Origin of the sequence: Prochlorococcus sp. MIT 0801 (assembly GCF_000757865.1) — a bacterium.
Classification (GTDB): domain Bacteria; phylum Cyanobacteriota; class Cyanobacteriia; order PCC-6307; family Cyanobiaceae; genus Prochlorococcus_B.
In genome coordinates, this window is the sequence record NZ_CP007754.1 from 1629986 (window position 1) to 1655568 (window position 25583).

At 36.1% G+C, this 25583-nt stretch carries 26 protein-coding genes; 8 read left to right on the plus strand and 18 right to left on the minus strand.

The window, feature by feature from the left end; genetic code table 11:
* Positions 1–93: 93 nt before the first annotated feature.
* The 4 genes from EW15_RS11645 to EW15_RS08840 form a co-directional block, all read right to left on the minus strand.
* Positions 94–222 (minus strand): hypothetical protein, encoded by a 129-nt coding sequence (locus EW15_RS11645; RefSeq protein WP_255327224.1) that lies wholly within the window; start codon positions 220–222, stop codon positions 94–96.
* A gap of 43 nt (positions 223–265) precedes the next feature.
* Positions 266–442, minus strand: coding sequence for a hypothetical protein (locus tag EW15_RS08830; protein ID WP_156095780.1), 177 nt, complete (start codon positions 440–442; stop codon positions 266–268).
* A 220-nt stretch (positions 443–662) separates the two neighbouring features.
* On the minus strand, positions 663–935 hold the full coding sequence (locus EW15_RS08835; RefSeq protein ID WP_038654236.1) for a hypothetical protein: 273 nt from the start codon (positions 933–935) through the stop codon (positions 663–665).
* Positions 936–1097: 162 nt separating this feature from the next.
* On the minus strand, positions 1098–1346 hold the full coding sequence (locus EW15_RS08840) for an RNA-binding protein (protein WP_011295404.1): 249 nt from the start codon (positions 1344–1346) through the stop codon (positions 1098–1100).
* A gap of 195 nt (positions 1347–1541) precedes the next feature.
* Here EW15_RS08840 and rpsU point away from each other — a divergent pair, with 195 nt between their 5' ends.
* Entirely contained in the window at positions 1542–1718 is a 177-nt protein-coding gene (gene rpsU / locus EW15_RS08845) for a 30S ribosomal protein S21 (protein WP_011295405.1), read from the plus strand.
* A gap of 52 nt (positions 1719–1770) precedes the next feature.
* Positions 1771–1995, plus strand: a complete 225-nt coding sequence (locus EW15_RS08850) for a hypothetical protein (protein ID WP_038654238.1) — start codon at positions 1771–1773, stop codon at positions 1993–1995.
* A gap of 48 nt (positions 1996–2043) precedes the next feature.
* On the opposite strand, the gene EW15_RS08855 is transcribed toward EW15_RS08850, so the two are convergent.
* Positions 2044–2556, minus strand: a complete 513-nt coding sequence (locus tag EW15_RS08855) for an AbrB family transcriptional regulator (RefSeq protein ID WP_038654240.1) — start codon at positions 2554–2556, stop codon at positions 2044–2046.
* A 291-nt stretch (positions 2557–2847) separates the two neighbouring features.
* Here EW15_RS08855 and EW15_RS08860 point away from each other — a divergent pair, with 291 nt between their 5' ends.
* Positions 2848–4461, plus strand: coding sequence for a photosystem II high light acclimation radical SAM protein (locus EW15_RS08860; protein ID WP_038654242.1), 1614 nt, complete (start codon positions 2848–2850; stop codon positions 4459–4461).
* Here EW15_RS08860 and EW15_RS08865 read toward each other — a convergent pair.
* From EW15_RS08865 to EW15_RS08875, 3 genes are read right to left on the minus strand one after another with little or no spacing between them, the layout of a single operon-like run.
* Positions 4383–5234 carry a CPBP family intramembrane glutamic endopeptidase gene (locus EW15_RS08865; protein ID WP_038654244.1) on the minus strand — a complete coding sequence of 284 codons (852 nt, stop codon included), beginning with the start codon at positions 5232–5234 and terminating at the stop codon, positions 4383–4385. The genes EW15_RS08860 and EW15_RS08865 overlap by 79 nt on opposite strands.
* 44 nt (positions 5235–5278) lie before the next feature.
* Complete coding sequence (clpS, locus tag EW15_RS08870; protein ID WP_156095791.1) at positions 5279–5590, minus strand: ATP-dependent Clp protease adapter ClpS; 312 nt, start codon at positions 5588–5590, stop codon at positions 5279–5281.
* A 56-nt stretch (positions 5591–5646) separates the two neighbouring features.
* Positions 5647–6873 carry an LL-diaminopimelate aminotransferase gene (locus EW15_RS08875; protein WP_038654248.1) on the minus strand — a complete coding sequence of 409 codons (1227 nt, stop codon included), beginning with the start codon at positions 6871–6873 and terminating at the stop codon, positions 5647–5649.
* 390 nt (positions 6874–7263) lie between these two features.
* Between EW15_RS08875 and EW15_RS08880 the strand changes: the two genes are divergently transcribed.
* The gene (locus tag EW15_RS08880) at positions 7264–9180 is read left to right on the plus strand and encodes an Rne/Rng family ribonuclease (protein ID WP_038654250.1); all 1917 of its coding nucleotides are present in this window, start codon (positions 7264–7266) and stop codon (positions 9178–9180) included.
* 2 nt (positions 9181–9182) lie between these two features.
* Entirely contained in the window at positions 9183–9770 is a 588-nt protein-coding gene (locus EW15_RS08885; protein WP_038654252.1) for a ribonuclease HII, read from the plus strand.
* Positions 9771–9784: 14 nt separating this feature from the next.
* Here EW15_RS08885 and EW15_RS08890 read toward each other — a convergent pair whose 3' ends face one another.
* Positions 9785–10297: a DUF1997 domain-containing protein gene (locus EW15_RS08890; protein WP_038655484.1), complete on the minus strand. Its 513-nt coding sequence runs from the start codon at positions 10295–10297 to the stop codon at positions 9785–9787.
* A gap of 56 nt (positions 10298–10353) precedes the next feature.
* Here EW15_RS08890 and pheA point away from each other — a divergent pair, with 56 nt between their 5' ends.
* Complete coding sequence (gene pheA, locus EW15_RS08895; protein WP_038654254.1) at positions 10354–11184, plus strand: prephenate dehydratase; 831 nt, start codon at positions 10354–10356, stop codon at positions 11182–11184.
* Position 11185: 1 nt separating this feature from the next.
* Here the strand turns inward: pheA and EW15_RS08900 are convergent, their stop codons facing one another.
* The 7 genes from EW15_RS08900 to rpsL all read right to left on the minus strand — a co-directional run bounded on the left by EW15_RS08900 (position 11186) and on the right by rpsL (position 17601).
* The gene (locus tag EW15_RS08900) at positions 11186–12118 is read right to left on the minus strand and encodes a methyltransferase domain-containing protein (RefSeq protein ID WP_038654256.1); all 933 of its coding nucleotides are present in this window, start codon (positions 12116–12118) and stop codon (positions 11186–11188) included.
* Between the two features lie 2 nt (positions 12119–12120).
* Positions 12121–12783, minus strand: a complete 663-nt coding sequence (locus tag EW15_RS08905; protein WP_038654258.1) for an LON peptidase substrate-binding domain-containing protein — start codon at positions 12781–12783, stop codon at positions 12121–12123.
* A gap of 60 nt (positions 12784–12843) precedes the next feature.
* Positions 12844–13164, minus strand: a complete 321-nt coding sequence (gene rpsJ, locus EW15_RS08910) for a 30S ribosomal protein S10 (protein ID WP_038654260.1) — start codon at positions 13162–13164, stop codon at positions 12844–12846.
* A gap of 120 nt (positions 13165–13284) precedes the next feature.
* On the minus strand, positions 13285–14484 hold the full coding sequence (gene tuf / locus EW15_RS08915) for an elongation factor Tu (RefSeq protein WP_038654262.1): 1200 nt from the start codon (positions 14482–14484) through the stop codon (positions 13285–13287).
* A gap of 42 nt (positions 14485–14526) precedes the next feature.
* Entirely contained in the window at positions 14527–16602 is a 2076-nt protein-coding gene (gene fusA, locus EW15_RS08920; RefSeq protein ID WP_038654264.1) for an elongation factor G, read from the minus strand.
* A 105-nt stretch (positions 16603–16707) separates the two neighbouring features.
* Positions 16708–17178 (minus strand): 30S ribosomal protein S7, encoded by a 471-nt coding sequence (rpsG, locus tag EW15_RS08925; protein WP_038654266.1) that lies wholly within the window; start codon positions 17176–17178, stop codon positions 16708–16710.
* A gap of 48 nt (positions 17179–17226) precedes the next feature.
* Positions 17227–17601, minus strand: coding sequence for a 30S ribosomal protein S12 (rpsL, locus tag EW15_RS08930; RefSeq protein ID WP_038655486.1), 375 nt, complete (start codon positions 17599–17601; stop codon positions 17227–17229).
* Between the two features lie 276 nt (positions 17602–17877).
* Here rpsL and gltB point away from each other — a divergent pair, with 276 nt between their 5' ends.
* On the plus strand, positions 17878–22467 hold the full coding sequence (gltB, locus tag EW15_RS08935) for a glutamate synthase large subunit (RefSeq protein WP_038654268.1): 4590 nt from the start codon (positions 17878–17880) through the stop codon (positions 22465–22467).
* A 10-nt stretch (positions 22468–22477) separates the two neighbouring features.
* Positions 22478–22804 (plus strand): YciI family protein, encoded by a 327-nt coding sequence (locus tag EW15_RS08940; protein WP_038654270.1) that lies wholly within the window; start codon positions 22478–22480, stop codon positions 22802–22804.
* Here EW15_RS08940 and lipA read toward each other — a convergent pair.
* Together lipA and cobJ are read right to left on the minus strand one after the other, a co-directional pair.
* Entirely contained in the window at positions 22792–23661 is an 870-nt protein-coding gene (lipA, locus tag EW15_RS08945; protein ID WP_038654272.1) for a lipoyl synthase, read from the minus strand. The two genes, EW15_RS08940 and lipA, sit on opposite strands and share 13 nt — an antisense overlap.
* A gap of 138 nt (positions 23662–23799) precedes the next feature.
* Entirely contained in the window at positions 23800–25581 is a 1782-nt protein-coding gene (gene cobJ / locus EW15_RS08950) for a precorrin-3B C(17)-methyltransferase (RefSeq protein WP_038654274.1), read from the minus strand.
* Between the last annotated feature and the right edge of the window lie 2 nt (positions 25582–25583).

Genomic DNA, 25583 nt, shown 5'->3' on the forward strand with positions numbered 1-25583 from the left:
AAGCCTCCTAATAAAATAGGAGGTTTTTTAATGGATAAATATAAAAGCTAATTTCAATATTAAAGTTAAAAAGAAAAACTAATTTTATTAAATTTATTTATTATTTTCTTTTAAAAAATTGTTTGATTTAATTAAACCTTCATAAGGATCGAGTTTCTTTAATCTAATCATATCTTCATAAGGATCAGGAGTAGTTTGATGATTTTTTTTAGTTTTTCTCATTTGTATTTTTTCGTAGATACATAAGTCAATCCTATTATTTTATTTATGCCACGATATCAGAACTTAAACACCTATCACGACTACCTTTGAACCATCTCATTTGATGAGTCATACGATGTCCATTGGGATACAAGTAATTAAGGTTTTCAATTGAAATAACCTTTTGTTGTCTATCAACTATTTCTTCTGAATTATCAGTATTATTCTGATTTGATTCCATAATGAATAAGCTATATATACTATTTAAAACATCTAATTTATGGATTGATGTCCATGTTGAACAAAGTGATGATTCCAAAACGAAATAGTCCAAAAAGAATATTTACTATCTTGAATTATTTTAAAAATCAGTTTTTATTTGAAGTTTATTTTTTAATACATTAAAAAAGCAGCTCAATGAGCTGCTTTTTTAAATAAAGTCAATTTTAATTGTTTGGAGCTTAAAAATATTTAAAAGGAAAAAATATCTTATCAGGTCCTGCAAGCATTACTGAAGCAGCAATAAGAGCAGTAACTAGCTGAACACCAATAAATTGTTTTTGAAGGTACTTATAAGATCCTGTTTCAGAAAGCTCAACTGATGGTTCATTCTCAGGCAATCCATAATAATAAATTTGAGAGATCTGAAAAAAGATCACTAAACCAGCAATTGCAGCTAAAGGATTAAATCCACCAAATGTGATTGTAGAGAAAGGGATTGTTGAGTAAAGCATTAAAAAAGCATCGCTCTTAACTTCTAATCATTACAGCATCAATATGAGGAAATGGTTTAATCTCTAATAGACTGAAATCTAAAATTAATTAAAATTCTCAACAACCATTAATCAAGAGGGGGGGCAGAATTTAGATGGTGCCTAAAAACTTTCCAAAAATAATTAATTATTTTTGGGTCTAGCTTTTGTAACCCTAATAGCTCTGCCCATCCATTCCACATCTTGAAGATCATCGATTGCTTTTTGTTCTTGAGCATCGTCGCCCATATCAACAAAAGCGAAACCTCTTTTTCTCCCAGTCTCCCTTTCTAATGGCAGCTTACAATTAGTGACTTCACCATAGCTGCTAAACACACCAACAATATCTTCAACTTCTGCATCAAACGAGAGATTCCCTATGTAAATAGTCATTGGATAACGGACCTATGAAGTAATAGTGAATGGTCCGAAAAGGGAAAAACCTCAATGATTTGGCTAATAAGCAAAACTTGAAGAAAGCTATTTGGAAAATTCAAAAAATATACTAGATCTTTTTACCCCCAAAAAGGCTAAAACAAAAATATGCTTTATCGTCCTGTAAAATATACATACCATTTTTTTATTTTTTTGACTCAAGTTACTGTTGGAGAAAACGAAGGCATTGAATCAGCACTTCGCCGTTTTAAACGTCAAGTTTCCAAAGCCGGCATCTTTGGAGAGTTAAAGCGCCTGCGTCATCATGAAACACCTGTCGAAAAATATAAACGTAAACTGCAACAAAGGCGCAGAAGCAGAAGAAGATAAAAATAGAATGAGTTCAAAACTCAAATTTCAAGAATCTTATTAACCTGATCAAATGGAAAGAGAAAACTGTTGGGTTTGGTTTAAAGGTTCACTCAAAGAAGGGGGGTGCTGGAAGGGTGGTTTTACTTGCAAAAAAGATGAGAATCCAGGTGTTCTTATTCAAAACCCAGCATACGTAAAGTGTCGTGTTCCTGAGTGGCGCATAATGACTACAGAACCAATTGATAAATACAAAGGACCAACAATACCCCAAAACTCAGTTTGGAAAATCTTATAAATTTAATAAGTTTATCGAGTAATTCTTTTTAAATTGACTAATTTATTTTTAATTTGCATTAACGATAGGAGCTAAATACTTAACAACAGCTGGAGTGATTAATAAAACCGCTATTAATCTAAATGCATGAATTGCTGCTACTGCAGCTCCTACTCCAAGTTCTGCACCAACTAGGCTCATGCCAAGAGTTCCTCCAGGAGCAGATCCTAGCAAGGCTATTAAAGGATCAAGTCCAAATATGCGAACTACTAAAAATCCGACAGCTAGACCAGTTAAAATCAAAGTGATAGTAATCAATATAGCTGGCTTCCAAAGAGCTTGTAACTCTGTAAGAGTATCTCTATTGATACCAGTACCAATAACAGTCCCTACACCAATACCAAGTAAAGTTTTTGTACCCATAGGCCATTGTGCAGGTTCTAATTGACCACTTATGCTTAAGCATCCTGCTGCCAAAATCGAGCCCAGGAGAGGCGCTGCAGGAATGCCGCTTAACAGCATCAAACCTCCGAAAGCAGTTCCACTTAAAATGTATATGATCAAAGTCATCGGAGGATTCATGATCCAAGCATTAAATCTATATTGTCAGTCTGATCTATTTTTTGTTTTTTTAAACGAATTGGTCAATCTCAATTTAAAAAGCCTCTCGAAAAACTTTGACTTTTAATTGAATTATTAGATTCCTCCTTTCAAAAAACATGAAAAAGGCCTCTGCAACTAAGTTTTGAAAAGATTTGGAATAGAATTGATTTTTTTTCCTTTTAACTATTAGTCTAATTTTCAATCAAAAAGGTCAACATATTGTTAGTGTTTATCTCTAAATGATTATTTTTGTTGTCAATAGATGTCCTGATGAAAGCAAATTTGACTTCTGAACTAAAACTGAATGGATCTAAATCAGAGGTTAAGATCTTGTACATCAGACTGCCTTGTAACCCTATTTTTCCAATTGGACCAATTTATTTAGCTGATCATGTTCATAAATGTTTTCCAAAGATTCAACAATTAATTCTAGATTTAGCTTCATTACCCATTTTAGATGTAGAAAGAATACTAATAAATAGTATTAAAAATTTCCAACCTACGCTGTTAGTTTTTTCCTGGAGAGATATACAAATTTATGCCCCTGTAGATGGAAGAGGAGGGAATCCCCTACAAAATTCTTTTGAAGTTTTTTATGCACGCAATCCCCTCAAAAAAATTCGAGGTGCTTTAGGTGGTTTTCAACTATTAAAAAGTCATTATGGAGAAATATGGAGAAACCAAAGATTAGTAAAAAAGGGGTTAAAATATGCAAAGAAATACAATCCAAATGCTAATGTCATTATTGGTGGTGGTGCAGTTAGTGTTTTTTATAATCAATTAAAAAAGTCACTCCCTAAAGGTACTATTATATCACTAGGGGAAGGAGAATTATTAATAGAAAAATTAATCAGAAATGACTCAATTATTGATGAAAGATGTTTTGTAGTTGGTGAGTCTCCTAGAGAAAAACTAATTCATGAGAAACCAAATATTTTAATCAAAACCGCATGTAATTATGCCTATATTCAATCTATCTGGCCTGAATTTAAATGGTATTTAGATGGAGGAGATTTTTATATTGGAGTTCAAACTAAAAGAGGTTGCCCTCACAACTGTTGTTATTGTATTTACACTGTTATTGAAGGTAAAAAAGTAAGAATAAATCCAGTCAGTGAGGTAATTAAAGAAATCAAACAACTATACAACCTTGGAGTTCGTGGCTTTTGGTTTACAGATGCTCAATTCATACCATCAAGAGGACACATTCAAAATGCTAAAGACATTCTTCAAGCTATCTATGATGAGGGATTACATGATATTCATTGGGCCGCTTACATAAGAGCTGACAATTTAGATGAAGAATTAGCTGAATTAATGGTTAGAACAGGTATGAGTTATTTCGAAATTGGCATTACTTCTGGATCCCAAGAACTTGTCAGAAAAATGAGAATGGGGTACAACTTAAAAACAGTACTGAAAAATTGCGAACTTCTAGCAAAAGCAGGTTTTAAAGCTCAGGTCTCGGTTAATTATTCATTCAATGTTATAGACGAACGTCCAGAAACAATAAGACAAACAGTTGCTTACCATAGAGAATTAGAGAAAATTTTTGGGGCTGATATTGTTGAGCCTTCTATATTTTTTATTGGACTTCAACCTCATACGTTACTAGAAGAGTATGGCCTGAAAAAAGGTTTATTAAAACCTGGGTATAACCCTATGAGTTTAATGCCTTGGACTGCGAGGAAACTCCTTTGGAATCCAGAGCCTATGGGCAAGGAATTTGGAAGGATTTGCTTGGAGGCTTTTGATACAAATCCAAGTGATTTTGGTAGAACAGTTATGAATTTATTAGAGAGAGATTATGGAATATCATCTTTAAACGATGCATTAACTGTGGAGGTTAAAAATCGTCCCGTTCTTGCGAAAAGCCTTCGTTGAAACAACAAAATAGTTAATAAAATTGTTATTCCAATAACGCTCCCAATTGGATTCACCATATTCCTGCTTGGTCCCAATAAAAAATATGGAGTCTCAATGGAAAAAACAACCATTCCTGAATCAAATAGATACCAAAGACCAACCAATCCACCATGCAAACCTATACACCCCCATAACAATCCTCTATCCATCGTTCGTCTTAAAGTTAAAACTATTCCAAAAAGAAATAAGCCACTCAAGAAAGGAATTAAGGCTAGTAAACCAATATCAGATCTGTAATGGGCAAGACTAAAAATTGCAGATTGCAAAATAACTCCTTTTCTCCAACCAAACAAAAGGGTCATTTCCTCCATTAACCAACCTCGAAAAACTATCTCTTCAGCAAAAACAATGCCAACTATCAATAATATTGCGTTTAAAAATTCAGTAAATTTTATATAGTCAAATCTATCAATCCAGCCGCATATAAAACAAAATACAACTAAAATAAATATTAGAAATACTGAAAATATAAATCCACTAAAAAATTTTTTTAATGCTGTAAATTTATTATTAGTATCCAAACCAATTGATAGCCATAAATTATTAGTTTTCCATCTAATACGTCCCCAACTTGGTAGAACAGCTAGAAACAATATGAATGATATTACGGTACCTATAATACTTAAATTGTTGGAACTAATATCTCGATCAAAAAGATAAAAAAAACGACTACAAATCCATCCGGCTGGATATAAAAATAAAAACAGAGTAAACGTTGGTATCCATTGCATCTCTTGATGCAACCATCTATTCCAAAAGCTTTTAATTGATAATTTCAGCTTTCTAATTCTATTGTACTTGTCAAGCCTTTTGCCTTTAAAGATTCAGAGTAAAATTCAGCAGGTTCTAAGTCACAAGTAATAACAAGTCCAACACCATTATTATGCGTTTCCAACATAATATTCAAAGCATCCTGTTCACTTAATTGTGGAACTACCTGTCTTAATGTCTCAACTACATAATCCATAGTATTAACTGGATCATTATGAAGTAAAACCTTATATTTAGGAGATATTTTTCTAACTCGCTGAACTTCCCGATCGATAACAGCAGTATCTCCATCGGTTTGATTTGCAGAATCAACCATAATTAAACTGCCAAGATGAATAGCACTTTTCAACAAGGAACTTACCATGAGATTACTCATTTAAGTTTTACGATCCTTTGCATGGCTTTTTCGACATTTTCTCTGGTATTGAAGGCAGACAATCTAAAATAGCCCTCTCCCGCGGCCCCAAATCCACTCCCAGGTGTGCCAACAACATTTGCTTTTTCAAGTAAGAAATCGAAGAAATCCCATGAGCTCATATTTTTCGGTGTTTTTATCCATGCATAAGGGGCATTTATGGCCCCAAAAACTTCAAATCCTGCAGAAGTCAAATTTGCTTTAATTATTTCGGCATTATCCATATAAAAACTTACTAATTTTCTGATTTGTTTTTTTCCCTCTTTTGAGTAAACAGCTTCAGCCCCTCTCTGGACAACATAGCTTACACCGTTAAATTTAGTGCTTTGTCGCCTATTCCATAAGGACCACAAATCAACTGTTTCTATACCTGCTTGACCTTTTAAAGACTTGGGAATAACTGTAAAGGCACATCTTGTTCCTGTGAAGCCTGCATTTTTTGAAAAAGAACGAAACTCAATTGCACAATCTCTAGATCCCTCAATTTCAAAAATCGAATGAGGAATCGATTCATCTTTAATGAAAGCCTCGTATGCAGCATCAAAAAGAATCAAAGAATTATTTTCTTTTGCATATTTCACCCAAGAAACCAACTGTTCTCTAGTTGCTACTGCACCAGTGGGATTATTAGGAAAACAAAGATAAATCAAATCAAATTTTTCTTTTGGAATGGATGCCTCAAATCCATTCTCTGAATTAATTGGGATGTAACTTAAACCTTCATATTCTCCTAGTGAATTGACTCCTCCAGTCCTACCGGTCATCACATTAGTGTCAACGTATACAGGATAAACAGGATCAGTTACGGCTATTTTATTTTCCTTGCCAAGAATATCTAAAATATTACTACTATCGCATTTAGAGCCATCTGAAACAAAGATTTCTTCCGCTGAAATCTCACAACCACGAGATATATAATCATTCTCAGAGATGATCTCGCGAAGCCATTGATACCCCTGCTCTGGACCATAGCCTCTAAAGCCATCTTCTGTTCCCATTTCCTCAATAGCCGCTTTCATTGCTTCACGACAAGCCAAAGGTAGAGGTTCAGTAACATCACCGATTCCAAGGCGTATCAAATCAGCATTGGGATTCTTAGAACTAAATTCTTTAATTCTCCGAGAAATTTCTGGAAAAAGATAGCCTGCTTTTAATTTCAGGTAATCAGCATTAACTTGTACCACTTAAAAAATCTTCAAGTTTTTTTTAAGGATAATCCCTTAAACACCGTTAAATCTGCAAACATTGCTGATTCCATAATTAAGAACTGATTCTTTGATAGGACCTCAAACTCAAAACAATTAACCAAAAGTGATTCTGTGTTAATATGGATTGAGAACTAAGAAAAGGGTTTAAGCCCCTATGTTCTTAATTAACGTCATTTTTTCTTAAAGGGACACCTAGATTAAACGTTGGCAACCCCAGCGATTTCAACCGGATCATATTTAATTCCCATTCCGAACAGTATTCAAAAATCTCTTTAAGTTTGTTAGACGTTAAAAATTTCCAAAAGTTCTATTTGCAGTTTTTCTGCTAATCAATTTTTTCATAGCTTAAAAAGCTCAACATTGTATATGCCCCAGCAAATTGTCATTGCTGAGCATTTGCGAATTGCCGCTCTGCTCACTGATGAGAGAATAGATGAATTAATCGTGGCTCAAGGTAGCTACCAAATCGGAGATATTTTCTTAGGAACCGTTGAAAATGTTCTTCCAGGGATAGACGCTGCTTTTGTCAATATTGGTGAAAGTGAAAAAAATGGATTTATTCATGTAAATGATTTAGGTCCGCTTAGATTAAAAAAAGCAACTGCAGGAATAACAGAATTGCTCGAACCGAGGCAAAAGGTTTTGGTTCAGGTAATGAAAGAGCCCACTGGGTCAAAAGGACCTAGATTAACTGGGAACATAGCTCTTCCTGGTAGATATTTAGTACTTCAACCTTATGGACAAGGTGTAAATATTTCGAGAAGAATAAGCACTGAAAGTGAAAGAAATCGACTTAGAGCATTGGGAGTACTAGTTAAACCTCCAAGTACTGGACTTTTAATAAGGACAGAAGCAGAAGATATTTCTGAGGAATTTTTAATTGATGATCTTGAAAATCTTCTTAAACAATGGGAGCTTATTCAACAAGCATCAGAGAGTTGCACTCCGCCAATTCTTTTAAATAGAGATGAAGATTTTATTCATAGAATCCTTAGAGATCATACAGGTCAAAATATTACTCAGATTGTTGTAGATAATACTGAAGCAATTGGTCGAGTCGAAAGCTTCCTTGGCAAGGATAGCAAAGAATTAACAATAGAATTACATAGCGATTCGGAAAATATATTGGAAAAATATAAAGTCATATCTTCAATTAATAATGCACTAAAACCCAGAGTAGATCTACCTTCTGGTGGATATATAATAATAGAGCCAACAGAGGCTTTGACAGTAATTGATGTCAACTCAGGCTCATTTACACGATCTGCAAATTCCAGGGAGACAGTATTATGGACTAATTGTGAAGCAGCTATTGAGATAGCAAGACAATTAAAATTAAGGAATATTGGCGGGGTTATTATTATTGATTTTATTGATATGGATACAAAAAGAGATCAACTTCAATTATTAGAACATTTCACATCTGCTATTAATGGAGACTCGGCTCGGCCACAAATAGCTTCACTTACAGAACTTGGACTAGTTGAGCTAACTAGAAAACGACAAGGTCAAAATATATATGAATTATTTGGAAAGACTTCTCCTAATTCTCAAGGGCAAAGTTATATTCCAAACATTACTATTCAGGACATAAATCCAAGCAGCCCATCTGAAATTGGCGTAATCAATTCAACTTTAATCTCGGGCGAAGATATACAAGCTTTAGAAGAAAATAATGTCAAAAAAAAGCGACTAAATAAAGTAATAGATATAGAAACAAACTTAATCAATGAAGAACATAAATTATCTACAGACAACTCAAAACCTATCTCTATGGATACAATCACAGAAGATATTCCTAAAGAGAATAATAAAAGAAAAGAAACAACAATAATAAATGTAAAGATGAATCAGAACGAAGAGAATCTATACAGCCTAATGGGGTTAGATCCTATTTTACTCTTAGAGAAACCTCCATTATCTGAAAACTATAAGGTTAATATAATCAGGCCCGGGGAAGAGGAATCAAGAGAAGAAAAAAATCAAATACCTGAGGATAATCAACAAAAAATCGTTAATAATCCGATTGGCAACCATCAAAATAATAATAAGGATATTATTCGTCTCAAAAACAAAAATAATATTGAACAAAAATCAACAAATTCTGACGAAAAAGAGAGTATTCAAGAAGAAAATATCAATGTAGATATAGGTCAAGAAACGAATGAATTAATAAATATTAATTATAATTCATTAAGCGAAAAGGATGAATCAACTTCAACCGAGTCAAAAGAAGTTAGTGAGGATCCAAGACGAAAAAGAAGAAGGTCTTCCGCCTCTTAAATATGCGAGACAAAAAATCTCTTATCGCTGGAGTTGATGAAGTAGGGAAAGGTTGTTTATTTGGCCCTGTTTTCGCGGCAGCAGTTATTTTAAGCCAAGAGAATGAAACAAAGCTCTTAAATCAAGGTTTGAAAGACAGTAAAAAATTAAGCCATCGACAAAGACATAACTTAGTACCTCTGATAAAAACAAACTCAATAGCTTGGACCATTGGCCAAGCTTCAGCAAGAGAAATAGACGATATCGGCATCCGAAATGCTACTGAGAAAGCAATGCTAAGAGCATTAGAAAAATTTGCATCTCCACCAGACTTAATTCTTGTAGACGGAATTTTACCCATTCGCTTGTGGCCAGGGAAACAAAAGACACAAGTTCGAGGTGAGAGTTATTTCGCTTCAATTGCTGCTGCAAGTGTACTCGCAAAAGAAGCCAGGGATGAATTGATTAAACGACTAGCTCGCAAATACAATTCCTATGGACTAGAAAAAAACAAGGGGTATGGAACTGAGATCCATAGAACAAACTTAATCAAAGCAGGTGCAACAAAACTCCACCGAAAAAGTTTTATCTCACGATTGGAAATAGGTTGATATTTATTTTTTAACTAATTTTCTTTACACCAATTATTAAAATCAACAATTAACTGCTTCTGTACCCTTGCCTTAATTCCTAACAAAATACCATTTAATATTGATTGCCCAGTTGACTCAAGCATTTTGGGAGGAATTAATCTTAATAGCTGAGGCTGACTGACTGTTACACCCAAAAGAGCTTCGCCTTCAAGACCTGATGGTTTTGCCTCCAAAACTGCATCTAAGTTCAAATCAAAATCATCAACTAATCCCAAACCATCTAAGTGGCTATCGGTTACATACATTCTAATTTTTTTCTCAGAATTTTCCACACCTATTGATACGACTGGATTTATCTGAAGTTGAAAAACCTTAAAACTTGTGACTTCGTATTTAAAGCTTCCTGGCCCCAAAGGAGTCAATTTTTTAGGATCTAGCATTGCCCCTACAACTCTTTCCTGTTGTAAGAGATAATCAGGTAGTTTCTCCTGATTATCTTGAACAACTAGATCAATTTTTTGTCGTGCTGTAAAGGCAAGAGCCATTATCAAAAACTTGCTCAGTTTGATCTTATCGGTTTTTACCCCTTTTTTTTTATCTAATGTCAACTCGAGTGGCCTACTTAGGGCCTAAAGGAACATACGCTGAGAAGGCTGCTAAAGCTCTAGCAGAGCTTGAGCAACTTGACTCTCCAGAGTTCTCGCCATGTAAAGGTTTAAGGTCTGTGGTGGATAATCTTGCAAACAATCTTTGTGAAGCCGCCGTTGTACCAATTGAAAATTCAGTAGAAGGTGGGGTCACCACAACATTGGATTCTTTATGGAGACATGAAAATTTATTTATTCATAGAGCCTTAGTACTCCCTATCAAACACTCATTATTGAGTAGCGGATCAATATCAAAGATTTCAGAGGTCCTTTCCCATCCTCAGGCCATAGCTCAATGCAGCCAGTGGTTAAACGACAATATTCCAAATGCAGTTCATTTACCAACTAATTCAACGGCAGAAGCGATAAGGATGGTAAGAGGCAGCTCATTTAGAGCAGCGATAGGATCCAAAGATGCAAGTGAGGAAATGAATATTCTGGCTTATCCTATTAATGATATTGAAGGTAATTGCACTAGATTTGTTCTTCTCAGTAAGAATGACATTAAATTAGATGGAAATAGGGCAAGTATAGCTTTTTCTCTTAAGTCAAATAGTCCAGGTGCATTACTTAAAGCATTGAATTGCATAGCAAATCTTGGCCTTAATATGAGTAGAATTGAATCACGTCCGTCTAAAAGAGAACTTGGCGAATATGTCTTTTTCATAGATCTTGATCTAAACAATAACAATAAAAAAGACTTTGAAAACATTACAAAAGAGTTATCTCCTCTTTGCAATCAAATAATTAATTTTGGATGTTATTTCGGATCAGAAGTTGAGTAAATTATCCTCTTGATTTGAATACTCCAAATTTCATCAAACCTCTTGAAAAAGCCCATCGCATCATTAATATTGTTGGGATCTCTCTAAATGCCTTTAGGGAAGAGCTAAGGCCTAATTTCAAAATAGATAAAGGTCTTCTAAAGCCTTCATATATAGATTCATTCCAAGACTGAATTGTGTATTTTGTCCAATTTGAAGACTCTACAGGGCTTCCACAAAAAGGGCTGTTTAACAAGTTGTTTTTAAATCCTTCAATACTTGAAAATTCAGGATGGGTCCATTGGATTAGTAATTGATTCATAATAAACTTTTCAAAAAAGTTTAAGGGATGGTTAATTGAATCTCTTTGATTCCAATCTGCAACAGCCAAAACTCCACCAGGTCTAAGAACTCTAAGCATTTCATCTGCAAAAGTTTGTTTATCTAAGATATGAGGACCAGCTTCAACACTCCAAACCCCATCAAAGCTACCTTTCTCAAACTTTAAGTCAAGTGCATTCATTACTTCAAAACGACAAAAATCTTTATTAGTTGTTAATTCATTCGCTCTTTTGACTTGTTCTTGACTTATAGAAATACCAATGACATCAAATCCATAATAATCAGATAATATTCTTGAACTTCCGCCTATCCCACAACCTACGTCCAAAACCCTTGAGCCTTTTGGTAATTGATTTAAACCACTCCAGCTAACTAATTCATGAACAAAATCAACCTTTGCTTTCCTAAAGTCTTTTTTTATTCTTGGTTTTTCGTAAAAACCAAGATGAATGTGTTCTCCCCATAGATTTTCTAATAAACGATCATTAGTCCATGAATCATATGAAGATGCAACGCTATTAACAGACTCATATTTACGACTTTTCCTAAGCCACTGGTTAGTTAAAGTGAAAAGACAGAAAGCACTAAATATAAAAATTAATATCCATTGCATAATTAATTGTTGGCTTGATCAGCGTTTGAGAAAGTATCTTTTAGAGCAGTTCTGGCAGCTAGTTGCCTTCTTGTATGATCCAGGAGTTCATATTCTCTTTCCAATCGGTGAAAAGTATTTGTTAATTCTAATAAGTCCTGCTGTTCGCTTGCTACTGGGCCACCAAGATGAGCAGCTATCCAAAAAGACAATTCTCTAGGAATCTCAGGCAAAGAATCAGGAAGTTCCTTCTCAGTTTCAGTTAATTTTGAAGTGAGTGCAACTACATCCTTTAGAGCAATTGAGACTGAGTCCTTTAATTCCAATAGTTTGGTTTGGTCTGTGATTTGTTCATCATCGACCCAACTTACTAGTGCATTAATAAAAGGATTTTCACTAATAATTTCAAGAATTCGAAATCTTTGCTGTCCAATCGTCACAATATTACTTCTACCATCTTGTGATGTTTGATGCTTAATGATCTCGGCGCAACAACCAACATTTGCCATTTTTTTTGCAATTGGATCCCATCTAACAACTCCAAAACGGCTATCCGATTTCAAAGCAGATTGAAGCATCACTCTGTAACGAGTCTCAAAAATATGAAGTGGCAAGTACTCCTGAGGAAAAAGCACAACCTCAGGCAATGGGAAAAGTGGTAGCTCCCTAACTGAAAGTTCGCTCAAATGGATAAACCTAATTAAAGATATCCTAGATAATCAATCTCTGGTTTGAGAGAAAAAGATCTAGAGCTTAACTTCAATATCAACTCCGCTAGGAAGATCTAACTTCATTAGAGCGTCTATAGTCTTTGCGGAAGGGCTGTAAATATCAATAATTCTTCTATGTGTTCTTGTTTCAAAATGCTCTCTTGAATCTTTATCAACATGAGGTGAACGAAGCACACAATAAATTTTTCTTTTTGTAGGAAGAGGAATGGGACCTATTGCAGAAGCAGCTGTTGTGTCTGCAGTCTCAATGATTTTATCGCAAGATAAATCAAGCATTCTTCTATCAAAAGCCTTTAGACGAATACGTATTTTTTGCTGTGCAATTGCATTTGACATAATGGGATTAGCAAAAGCTAGTTAAGTTTTCGAGGTTCTTTTAAAAATGAACAAATTAGTTCATTCGTTTAATTAATTTAGAGGATGACTTGAATAAATTACAAGTCATCCTCTAAATGTTTATTCAATAATTTTAGAAACTACTCCTGCTCCAATAGTACGACCACCTTCGCGAATCGCGAATCTCATACCTTGTTCTATCGCAACAGGAGATATCAATTCTCCTGTCATCTTTATTCTGTCCCCAGGCATGACCATTTCAACATTACTACCATCATCAGATGTGAATGCAGTAATTTGACCTGTTACATCCGTAGTACGAATATAAAACTGAGGACGATAACCAGCAAAGAAAGGAGTATGGCGGCCACCCTCTTCTTTCTTCAATACATAGACCTCACCCTCGAATTTGGTATGAGGCGTGATGGATCCTTTTTTAACAAGAACCATTCCTCTTTCAATATCTTCCTTCTGAATACCCCGTAAAAGAAGTCCAACGTTGTCACCAGCCATACCTTCATCAAGAAGTTTTCTAAACATCTCGACACCGGTAACGGTGGTTACTCTTGTATCTCTAATTCCTACAATTTCAACCTCCTCTCCGACTGTTACTTTTCCTCTTTCAATTCGTCCAGTAGCCACTGTTCCACGGCCAGTAATGGAGAAAACGTCTTCAACAGCCATTAAGAAAGGCTTATCAATTTCACGTTCTGGTTCTGGAATTGATGCATCAACAGCTGTCATCAAATCATCTATTTTTGTCTCCCAATCTGCTTCTCCTTCGATAGCTTTTAATCCCGAAACTTGAACGACAGGGATGTCATCGCCAGGGAAGTCATAACTTGTAAGAAGTTCACGGATCTCCATTTCTACAAGTTCTATCATTTCTTCATCATCGACCATGTCACATTTGTTTAGTGCAACAACCAATGCAGGTACTCCAACTTGCTTCGCCAAAAGAATATGTTCTTTTGTTTGTGCCATTGCTCCATCGGTAGCAGCTACAACAAGAATCGCACCGTCCATCTGAGCAGCACCTGTGATCATGTTTTTCACATAATCAGCGTGACCTGGGCAATCAACGTGAGCGTAATGCCTGCCATCAGTTTCATATTCAACGTGAGCAGTGTTGATTGTTATGCCGCGTTCACGCTCTTCTGGAGCTCCATCAATTTCAGCGTAATCTTGCGCTTCGGCTTGACCTTTCTTGGCTAAAACCTTCGTAATTGCTGCTGTAAGAGTTGTTTTGCCATGGTCAACGTGGCCAATAGTACCTATGTTGACGTGAGGTTTGTTCCTCTCAAACTTCTCGCGAGCCATTTTTTTTAAAGAATCGGGGGGTGGTTAGTAAGTTTTTAGAGATCAGGAATTGCCCTGATTCTTGGAGATAATTGCCTCAGCAACATTACGAGGAACTTCCTCGTAGGTACTGAACTCCATTGAGAAAATACCCCGACCTTGAGTCATTGATCGGAGTTGAGTGGCATAGCCAAACATTTCAGCTAATGGCACTTTTGACTGGACTTTGGATTGTCCATCTTCGATGGATTGACCTTCAACCTGACCTCGTCTAGAGGACAGATCTCCAATTATAGATCCTAGGAAGTCCTCAGGCACTTCTACCTCAACTTTCATCATAGGTTCTAGAAGGACAGGATTGCACTTCTTGATTCCATCTTTGAAAGCCATTGAGCCTGCAATTTTGAAAGCCATCTCTGATGAGTCAACATCATGATAAGAGCCATCAACCAATGTAACTTTTACATCAATTAAAGGATAGCCAGCAATTACACCAGACTCACATGTTTCTTTCATTCCTGATTCAGCAGGCTTTATATATTCTTTTGGAACAGAGCCGCCGACGATTTTATTTACAAACTCAAAACCAGTGCCTGGTTCACCTGGCTCAACTTCAATGACAACATGACCGTACTGACCTTTACCTCCTGTTTGTCTTGCAAACTTACCTTCACCTGAAGAGCTAGCTCTGATCGTTTCTCTGTAAGAAACTTGAGGTGCTCCAATATTTGCCTCTACCTTAAATTCTCTCAACATACGATCAACCAGAATCTCTAGGTGCAATTCACCCATACCTGCGATTACGGTTTGATTTGTCTCTTGATCAGTACTTACTCTGAATGTTGGATCCTCCTCAGAAAGAGATGTCAGCGCTTTCCCTAGCTTTTCCATATCACTTTTTGTCTTGGGTTCTACCGCGACTGAAATAACTGGCTCAGGGATGTATAGGGTTTCAAGAACAATTGCATCTTCTGAAGCGCATAAGGTATCTCCAGTTGTCGTGTTTTTGAGGCCAAGAACGGCACCAAGATCACCAGCTCTTAATTCATCAACTTCCTCTCGGTCATCAGCTTTCAAGATTATCAACCTAGAGATTCTCTCTTTTTCATCCTTAGTTGAGTTCAGAACATAACTTCCTTTTTGAAGTACTCCCGAATACATCCGAACAAAGGTCAATTTGCCGTATGGATCTGCCATTACTTTGAATGCAAGAGCGCTAAAGGGAGCACCATCATCGGAAGGTCTAGCAGCCTCTTTCCCGTTAGGAAGCAAACCTTGAATGGGAGGTACATCAACTGGAGCAGGGAGATAATTAACTACTGCATCTAGTAGTAACTGAACTCCTTTATTTTTAAAAGCTGAGCCGCATAACATCGGAACCAAACCATGTTTAAGGACTCCTTCCCTAATACCAGATTTAAGTTGTTCTAATGTCAACTCTCCATTTTCTAAAAACGCTTCCAATAATTCCTCCTCAGTTTCTGCTATTGACTCCATTAATTTTGATCGCCAATCAGATACCAAATCAACCATGTCTGATGGGACATCAGTTTGTTCGATATCTTTTCCAAGATCATCTTTGTAGATATAAGCTTTATTTTCCACAAGATCAATAATCCCCTTCAAGTCATTTTCAGCACCAATAGGTAACTGAATTGGAACTGCATTAGCTTTTAATCTGTCTTTTATTTGACCATGGACTTTTAGGAAATCTGCTCCAGTTCTATCCATTTTATTAACAAATACCATTCGCGGCACTGAATACCTATCAGCTTGGCGCCAAACTGTTTCAGATTGAGGCTGTACGCCACCAACCGCGCAGAAGACAGCAATCACTCCATCAAGAACCCTCATAGAGCGCTCAACTTCAATGGTGAAGTCAACGTGCCCAGGAGTATCGATAATGTTGATACGATGATCGTCCCATGTAGTTGAGATAGCCGCGGCGGTAATCGTTATTCCTCTTTCTCTTTCTTGGGCCATCCAATCAGTGACAGCCGCACCATCATGAACCTCTCCCATCTTGTGAACAACACCTGAATAGAAAAGAATTCTTTCAGTACAAGTTGTTTTACCAGCATCAATATGTGCAGCAATTCCGATATTTCTTACTCGTTCCAAAGGAAAGGCGCGTGCCACAGAAAATACTCCGACTAAAGGACTTTAAAATGAGCATGGACTCTACAACTCAGCATGCTCAAAAAGGAATATTTTGAGGATTTAAATAGAAAAATTTGACCTAAATCAATAGCGGTAGTGTGCGAAAGCTTTATTTGCTTCGGCCATTTTATGGGTCTCTTCCCTCTTCCTTACTGCATTTCCAGCTTCATTGGCAGCATCCATAAGCTCCCCTGCAAGTTTTTGAGACATGCTTCGACCATTCCTTGATCTTGAGAAATTTACTAACCATCTAAGTGCCATTGCAATTCCTCTTTCTTGGCGAACCTCCATAGGAACCTGATATGTTGCTCCACCAACTCTTCTCGCTCTAACTTCAACAAGAGGTGTGACATTCTTCACAGCTGTTTCGAATAATTCAATAGGATCTGAACCAGTTCGCTCGTTGATCAAACCAAAGGCATCAGAAAGAATTTTTTGTGCTGTTGATTTCTTACCATGCTTCATCAATCGATGAACCATCATACTCGCTAAACGATTATTAAACTGAGGATCAGGCAGAACAGGTCTTTTTTCTGCTGCGTTTCTTCTTGACATGAAATTAAATTTGTATAAGGGAAAAATTCAGGGATTCAAAATAAATTTTTAATCTTTAGGAGATTTAGCTCCATATTTTGATCTTGACTGTTTACGGTCTTTAACCCCAGCGGTATCTAGAGTTCCTCTGACTATGTGATATCTAACTCCTGGAAGATCTTTAACCCTCCCACCTCTCAGCAAAACCACAGAGTGTTCTTGAAGGTTGTGACCAATACCACCAATATATGCAGTAACTTCAAAACCTGAAGTTAATCTGACACGAGCTACTTTTCTTAAAGCCGAGTTAGGTTTTTTGGGAGTTGAGGTGTAAACCCTTGTACAGACTCCTCTCCTTTCTGGACAACCTCGCAAAGCAGGAGACTTTGTCTTTGTTTTTAGAGTCTTTCGCTCTGTTCTTATCAACTGTTGAATTGTTGGCATTAATTTAATATTTGGTCTAATTTCGACCAGATTCAACAATGTTCCAGATTACTTGGTCGACCACCCAAATTCATAGTTTTTTTTAATTAAAACTTTATTTTTATTCAGGTTTAAGCATAACTACAAATAATTTCAAGAAAGTATTGAATAAAAAACTTGTCAGTAGACAAAAATGTTTAAGATGTAACTCTAGTATCTAACAAATTATCCTAATCAGCTATTCCAAGCTTATCGATAGCACTTTTGTAAGAAAAGAAAAAATAGTAAGTTAAAAACATGAATCAACGACCCACAAGATCAAATTGGCCCTACTGCGATAGCACCTATCCAGATGCCTTTTCTGGGGAAAAAGACTCTTGTGGAGTTGGCTTCATAGCTAGCGTTGAAGGCAAACAAAATCATTGGGTTTTAACTCAGGCATTACGTGGGCTGAGTTGCATGGAACATAGAGGAGGATGTGGGGGAGATAGCGACTCAGGTGATGGTGCTGGGATTTTATGTGAAATCCCATGGTCATATTTCAAGCAAGTTTGGGACAAGGCTAAGCATTGCGAACCCCAATCATCAGGGATAGGCATGATGTTTATGCCTAAAGACTTAAAAAATAGAGAAATAGCGAAAAAAATATGTGAGCAGGAAGCTGATTCTTTAGGATTCACCTCCAAAGGATGGAGAGATGTTCCTGTTCATGAAGAAGTTTTAGGCAAACTTGCAAGGGAAAATGAACCTTTTATTACACAATGGATAGTTGATATTAAGGATAAAGAAATCAATCTTGAGGCTTTACTTTTCAGATTGAGGCAAAGGATTTCTAATCGAGCAAATATAGAATTAAAGGAAGATGAATTAGGTCTCTATATTTGCTCTTTAAGTAGCAAAACTATTGTTTATAAAGGAATGGTTAGATCTGAAATATTGGCTCCTTTCTATAATGACTTAAAAGACGATAGATTTGAAGTCTCATATGCTGTTTACCATAGAAGATTTAGTACAAATACATTACCTAAATGGCCTTTAGCTCAACCTATGAGACTTTTAGGTCATAATGGAGAAATAAATACATTACTCGGAAATATAAATTGGGCTAAAGCAACAGAAACAGATATAAGTTCTGTTTGGAAAGAAAATGCAAATGATCTCAAACCTATAGTCAATAATTTATATAGTGATTCAGCAAATCTTGATTTAAACCTTGAACTATTAGTTCGAAGTGGAAGGCCAATAACTGATAGTTTGTTAACACTTATTCCCGAAGCTTTTAGAGACCAGCCGGAATTAATCAATAAACCTGAAATAACTGCTTTTTATGAATATGCTGCAGGAACCCAAGAACCTTGGGATGGTCCAGCTTTAATAGTCTTTACTGACGGAACAAATATTGGAGCAACTCTTGATAGAAATGGTTTAAGACCAGCTCGCTATTGCATTACTAAAAATGGATATGTTGTTATGGGATCTGAAACAGGTGTTGTTGAATTAGAAGAAGATGTAATCCAAGAAAAAGGTCGTCTAGGTCCTGGTCAAATGCTTGCGGTAGATTTAGAAAGCAAGAGAATTTTACGAAACTGGGATGTTAAAGAAGAGTCAGCAAATAGATACCCATATTTAGATTGGTTAAAAGCAAATCGTATAAACCTTAACAACCAAAGTTGGGAAATAAATAATAAATTTGATAAGCAAAAATTGCTTCAATATCAAATTGCATTTGGCTTTAGTGCAGAAGATTTTGATTACATAATTAATAGCATGGCAGCAAATGCAAAAGAACCAACTTATTGCATGGGAGATGATATACCACTAGCAATACTTTCTAACAAATCACATATTCTTTACGACTATTTCAAACAGAGATTTGCACAAGTTACCAACCCACCAATTGATCCTCTTAGAGAAAAGCTAGTCACTAGCTTAGAGATGAATCTAGGGGTCAGGAAAGCGCCCTTAAGACCTAAAGAAGAGTCTGCAAGGCTAATTCATCTTAAATCTCCAATACTTAATGAAAAAGAATTAACTTCAATAACAAAATCAGAACTTTCATGCAAGCAGATATCGATTTTAATTCCTATTAATGATGATAAAATTAATCTCGAAGAAGGTCTCAAAAATCTATGTAAAGAAGCAGAAGATAGTGTAATTAATGGTAGAGAGATACTAATACTTTCGGATAGAGATATTAATCGAGAAAACTCTTACATTCCACCTCTTCTTGCGGTTGGTGCAGTTCATCATCATTTACTTAGAAAAGGGCTAAGACTAAAAACCTCGATAATTATAGATACAGCTCAATGCTGGAGTACTCATCACATTGCCTGTCTGATTGGATTTGGAGCAAGTGCAATTTGTCCTTGGCTGACATGGGAAACTACTCGCCATTGGTGGCAATTACCTAAAACTCAAAAACTTATTTCCGATGGGAAGTTATCTAATTTATCTATAGAGATTGCTCAAGATAATGTTAAGAAAGCAATGGAAGATGGATTAAGAAAAATACTTTCGAAGATAGGAATCTCAGTATTAGCAAGTTATCACGGAGCACAAATCTTTGAAGCTATAGGTATCGGTGCAGATTTAATTGATTTAGCTTTCAAGGGAACAACAAGTCGTATAGCAGGTCTAACTCTGAGCGAATTATCAATCGAAACAATTTCATTTCATAAAAAAGCTTTCCCCGAACTGGAGCAAAAAAAACTTGATTTTAATGGATTCGTTCAATATCGAAATAGCGGAGAATTTCATTTAAATAATCCAGAAATGTCAAAAATTCTTCATGCTGCAGTGAAAGCTGGGCCTGAATATGACCACTTCAAAACTTATCAACAACTTCTAGAAAATCGTCCCGCTACTACCCTCAGAGATCTCCTTACATTCAAAACAGCTACCCAGCCTTTACCTCTTGATCAAATAGAGAGTGTTGAGAGTATTTGTCAAAGATTTTGCACCGGTGGAATGAGCCTAGGTGCCCTATCTAGGGAAGCGCATGAAGTTCTTGCAATAGCAATGAATAGGATTGGAGGCAAAAGTAATAGTGGTGAAGGAGGTGAGGATCCTGCAAGATACAATATCCTCGAGGATGTTGATGAAAATAATCAATCAAAAACATTGCCTAATCTCAAAGGACTTTTAAATGGAGATACAGCATGTTCTGCAATTAAACAAATTGCCTCTGGCCGATTTGGTGTAACCCCTGAATATTTAACTAGCGGCAAGCAATTAGAAATCAAAGTAGCTCAAGGTGCAAAGCCTGGAGAAGGAGGACAATTACCTGGGCCAAAGGTTGATGAATACATAGCAAGGCTTCGTAATAGCAAGCCAGGAGTAGCTCTTATTTCTCCTCCTCCTCATCATGATATCTATTCCATAGAGGATCTTGCCCAACTTATTCATGACCTACATCAAATAAATCCAACTGCAAAAGTTAGTGTGAAATTAGTTGCTGAGATAGGGATTGGCACAATTGCAGGAGGAGTAGCTAAAGCCAATGCTGATGTCATCCAAATCTCAGGACATGATGGCGGTACGGGCGCATCTCCACTTAGTTCAATCAAACATGCTGGTTTGCCATGGGAACTTGGATTAACGGAAGTTCATCGCTCTTTATTAGAAAATGGTCTTCGCGAAAGGGTTTTATTAAGAGCAGATGGAGGTCTAAAGACAGGCTGGGATGTGGTCATAGCAGCTTTACTTGGAGCAGAAGAATATGGCTTTGGAACAGTCGCAATGATTGCAGAAGGTTGCATAATGGCGAGGATTTGCCACACAAACAAATGTCCAGTCGGTGTAGCAACTCAGCAAGAAGGCTTAAGAAAAAGATTCCCTGGATTACCAGAACATGTCGTTAACTTTTTCATCTTCGTAGCTGAGGAAGTCAGACAATTGATGAGTCAAGTTGGAGTAGCAAAAGTCGAGGATCTAATTGGAAGAACAGATCTATTAATTCCACGGAATATAGACTTAACAAAAACAAAAGAAGTTGACCTATCTAGCCTTCTCAAACCTATAGATAACCCAGCAGATCGTTCATGGTTAAGCCACGAAATTAGAGCTCATAGCAATGGAGAAGTTCTTGAAAATGCCTTACTGAAAGTTGAAGAAATTTCTAATGCAATTCAAACTCAGGGAAGTATCACTAAAGAAATTCCTATTGTTAATACAGATAGAAGTGTTTGTGCACGAATCTCTGGAGAGATAGCTAAAAAATATGGAAATAAAGGTTTTAATGGGAATTTAAATTTGATATTTAAAGGTTCAGCCGGCCAAAGTTTTGGTGCATTTATATTAAAAGGAATGAATATATCTTTAATAGGAGAAGCTAATGATTATGTAGGAAAAGGAATTAACGGAGGTTCCATTACGATTGTTCCCAAAATTATTAATGACACATCTAACACTCAGGTAATACTTGGTAACACATGTCTATATGGAGCAACTGGTGGTAAATTATTTGCCCTTGGAATAGCAGGTGAGCGTTTTGGTGTTCGCAATAGTGGAGCTCATGCTGTTATTGAAGGAGCGGGTGACCATTGTTGCGAATATATGACTGGAGGGGTAGTTGTTGTTCTCGGAAAAACTGGAAGAAACATAGGAGCAGGAATGACAGGGGGCATAGCTTTTATTCTTGACAAAAAAAATGAACTTGACTTAAGAATAAATAAAGAAATTGTTGAGGTCCATCCTCTAACTGCAACTAACCAAGAACAATTCTTAAAAGACTTAATTTTTGAATATCATCAAAAAACAAAAAGTCCCATAGCACAAAAGATTCTCTCAGACTGGTCTTCATGGAAGGAATTATTTAAAGCAATAGTTCCTCCAAGCGAAAAAAGTAAACTAGGTATTGAGGAAGTACTGGAGAAAGCTACAATCTAGATAGATAAAAATGCCTATATTTATTAAGACAGAGAAGTTTAAAGATAAAACTTTAAAATTATCTAACAGTGAAAGGAAAAAAGTCTTATTAATGCATAAAGAATGGGTCGAAGAAGTTAGCAGATCTGGCCAATACATTCATAGCGGATATTTAATCAATGAAGAAAAAAGACCAGGAGGAGGCGGTTTATTAATTTTTGAAGCGAAGGATTATTTGACAGCAAAAAAAATAATCGGGAATGATCCAATGATTAAACATGAATTAGTTATTTGGGATCTTCAAGAATGGATATCTATTGATGGAAGTCAACCAAAGTTTTCAAATCATCTTGGATGAGACATCATTAACTTTTTCACTTCTCCAGCGTGATAACTACTTCTAGTTAATGGTGAACTAATCACCTGTAAAAATCCTAATTTATTCTCTCCCTCAATACGGTAACTATCAAATTGCGAAGGAGATACAAATCTATTAACAGGTAAATGTTTTGGTCCTGGTGATAAATATTGCCCAATAGTTACTATATCAACTTTATTTAAATGGAGATCACTTAGAACACTCAAAATCTCATCATCTGTCTCCCCTAATCCAGCCATTAAGCCTGATTTTGTATAGACTCTTGGCCAACCTTCCCGAACTCTTTTTAATAATTCTAAAGACCTTTCATATTTCCCTTGAGGTCTAACTCTTGGATATAGTCTCGGAACTGTCTCGATATTGTGATTAAGGACATTTGGAGCAGCATCCAAGATAACTTTCAAAGCATCCCAATTTCCGCAAAGATCTGGGATCAAGACTTCAATAGAGGTAAAAGGAGATTTACTTTGAACAGCCTTAATACATTTCAAAAATTGACTAGCGCCTCCATCTTCTAAATCATCACGATTAACGGAAGTTATTACGACATGCGTTAAGCCCATTCTGTAAACAGCTTCTCCTAAACGATCAGGTTCTGATGGGTCTAAAAGCCTTTTTGAATTATCAAATGAAATATCGCAATAAGGACATTTTCTCGTGCAAGCAGGTCCCATTATTAAGAAAGTAGCAGTACCTCCTGCAAAGCACTCTCCAATATTCGGACAACTTGCTTCCTGACAAACTGTATTGAGTTTTAAATCAACTAATAGATCAGCAACATTGCCAATCCTCTCTTGCTGTGGTGCTTTAACACGAAGCCAGTCTGGTTTAAGCAAAGCTATTTTAATAACAAACTAACTTTAGAAAGAATTTCCAGATTGACTTGATTTTTTAACCTCTTCTAAACTTGACAAGCAAAAATTAGTCTAAAAAAAAGTATTCGATTTTTTTAGTTAGAAGAAGTAAACAAAAAATTAATTAGAAAAATAACCTCTTGGCGTTAAAAATTTATTGTTTTTGATAACACTTTGACTATTACCAATAACCAAAATCGTAAGCATATCTACCCGATCAAATGGCAAAGTTTCCAAAGTATGTATTTCTATACTTTCCTCTGGCCTCCCAAGCTGCCGAGCAATAGCAACAGGCGTACTTGGGTTGCGACATTCAAGTAATAAATCAACAGTCTTTTTTAACTGCCAATCACGTTTTATTGATTTCGGGTTAAATATTGCAAGAACAAAGTCACCTATAGCTGCACTTTTTATTCTTTTCTCAATTTGATTCCATGGAGTCAAAAGATCACTCAAAGAAATAGAACAAAAATCATGCATAAAAGGAGCTCCTAGTTTTGCAGCAGCCATTTGAAAAGAGCTAATGCCTGGATGCACTTCAAATAAAGGTCTGGAATCAAGCCTTTCATTTAGCCAAAGATCAAGAGCCAATCCTGCCATGCCATAAATTCCACTGTCGCCAGAAGAAATAAGACCAACCTTTACTCCCTGTTTTGCAAGATCAAGAGCATGCTGACAACGATCTTTTTCAAAAGTTAATTTGGAATCAATTCGAATCTGATCATGACCTCGAATTGATTCCAAATAATTTAAGTAAGGACCATAACCGATCCAAACAGCACATCTAGTTAAAGCTTGGCGTGAGTCAGAAGTAAGCATTTTCAAGTCTCCAGGGCCACTACCAATCAGATGCAACTCTCCTTTATGAGGGGCAAAAGGGTTCTCAAGCTCAACCAATGCAATTGTTACGGCACCAGATTCCTCTTCCTTGGAATAATAGATTTGTTTATTTTGTATTAACCTTCCTCGATGATCTCCTGCCAAAAGTGCTGCAGCTTCTGCGACTGAAGGAGTTCCCATTTCATTCAACACTACATTTGAAGGAGTAGGCACGTTGACTTTTGAAAGTTCAAAGGCACTAAAAAAATAAATTGGCCATTCATGTGTTTTTGACAAACTCAATAATCCTATTTCATCATTTTTTCTATCGATAGTTGCTAAACCAGAGATTGAAAGAAGTGATAAACCATTTTGATTAAAAGATTGATTAATAGCTCTTTGAATGACCTTTTCATCTGTATTTCTCTCACAGCCAATGCCAATGATTATTGTCGGGGGATGCCATGAACATTTATTCCTATTTTCTTGACCTATATAAAGATCGATATTTTCGAAAGAAATTGGATCATTTTTTTCTAAAAAAGAAAAATTGGAACAACCCTTTAATTGCTGCCACAATTTTGACCCTTTGGATTGAAAAACAATATTTTTTTGTTCTTTAGACTGACTAATCATTAACTTTCGCCAACCGACACCCCCCCCTCCTCTTTTCCAACCCCATCCTTCACCAAAACAATCCAAAGGGATTCTGCTTTCTGTGAATGAATCTGAAGTGCAAATCACTTCTGCTTCTAAAGCAGCTGCTAACTCACTAGCAAATCGATCTCCTCCTTGCTTATGTCCTCCTAAAAGAGTAATAACATTTTTTGCTTTTGAATCCGTTACCAATATTGCTGGATCATTTTCTTTAGATCGAATAAAAGGAGCTATAAGCCTAACTACAGCGCCGATTGAACCTACAAAAATTAATTTATTATTGCCCTGCCATTGATCTTTTAGAAAATCAATTGGTGAGGATTCAACTAAACCATCAATTTTTTTTTCTAAGGAAAGAGTTGAACCAACAGATATAAAAATTTGATCTACATGTTTTGATGCTTGTAATCTCTCAAGCAAAGGCAAAG

Coding starts and splice junctions, on each gene's coding strand:
- EW15_RS11645 (WP_255327224.1), bottom strand. CDS start 222: ATGAGAAAAACTAAAAAAAATCATCAAACTACTCCTGATCCTTATGAA.
- EW15_RS08830 (WP_156095780.1), bottom strand. CDS start 442: ATGGAATCAAATCAGAATAATACTGATAATTCAGAAGAAATAGTTGAT.
- EW15_RS08835 (WP_038654236.1), bottom strand. CDS start 935: ATGCTTTACTCAACAATCCCTTTCTCTACAATCACATTTGGTGGATTT.
- EW15_RS08840 (WP_011295404.1), bottom strand. CDS start 1,346: ATGACTATTTACATAGGGAATCTCTCGTTTGATGCAGAAGTTGAAGAT.
- EW15_RS08850 (WP_038654238.1), top strand. CDS start 1,771: ATGGAAAGAGAAAACTGTTGGGTTTGGTTTAAAGGTTCACTCAAAGAA.
- EW15_RS08855 (WP_038654240.1), bottom strand. CDS start 2,556: ATGAATCCTCCGATGACTTTGATCATATACATTTTAAGTGGAACTGCT.
- EW15_RS08860 (WP_038654242.1), top strand. CDS start 2,848: ATGAAAGCAAATTTGACTTCTGAACTAAAACTGAATGGATCTAAATCA.
- EW15_RS08865 (WP_038654244.1), bottom strand. CDS start 5,234: ATGCAATGGATACCAACGTTTACTCTGTTTTTATTTTTATATCCAGCC.
- clpS (WP_156095791.1), bottom strand. CDS start 5,590: ATGGTTGATTCTGCAAATCAAACCGATGGAGATACTGCTGTTATCGAT.
- EW15_RS08880 (WP_038654250.1), top strand. CDS start 7,264: ATGCCCCAGCAAATTGTCATTGCTGAGCATTTGCGAATTGCCGCTCTG.
- EW15_RS08885 (WP_038654252.1), top strand. CDS start 9,183: ATGCGAGACAAAAAATCTCTTATCGCTGGAGTTGATGAAGTAGGGAAA.
- EW15_RS08890 (WP_038655484.1), bottom strand. CDS start 10,297: ATGGCTCTTGCCTTTACAGCACGACAAAAAATTGATCTAGTTGTTCAA.
- pheA (WP_038654254.1), top strand. CDS start 10,354: ATGTCAACTCGAGTGGCCTACTTAGGGCCTAAAGGAACATACGCTGAG.
- EW15_RS08900 (WP_038654256.1), bottom strand. CDS start 12,118: ATGCAATGGATATTAATTTTTATATTTAGTGCTTTCTGTCTTTTCACT.
- rpsJ (WP_038654260.1), bottom strand. CDS start 13,164: ATGTCAAATGCAATTGCACAGCAAAAAATACGTATTCGTCTAAAGGCT.
- tuf (WP_038654262.1), bottom strand. CDS start 14,484: ATGGCTCGCGAGAAGTTTGAGAGGAACAAACCTCACGTCAACATAGGT.
- rpsG (WP_038654266.1), bottom strand. CDS start 17,178: ATGTCAAGAAGAAACGCAGCAGAAAAAAGACCTGTTCTGCCTGATCCT.
- rpsL (WP_038655486.1), bottom strand. CDS start 17,601: ATGCCAACAATTCAACAGTTGATAAGAACAGAGCGAAAGACTCTAAAA.
- gltB (WP_038654268.1), top strand. CDS start 17,878: ATGAATCAACGACCCACAAGATCAAATTGGCCCTACTGCGATAGCACC.
- EW15_RS08940 (WP_038654270.1), top strand. CDS start 22,478: ATGCCTATATTTATTAAGACAGAGAAGTTTAAAGATAAAACTTTAAAA.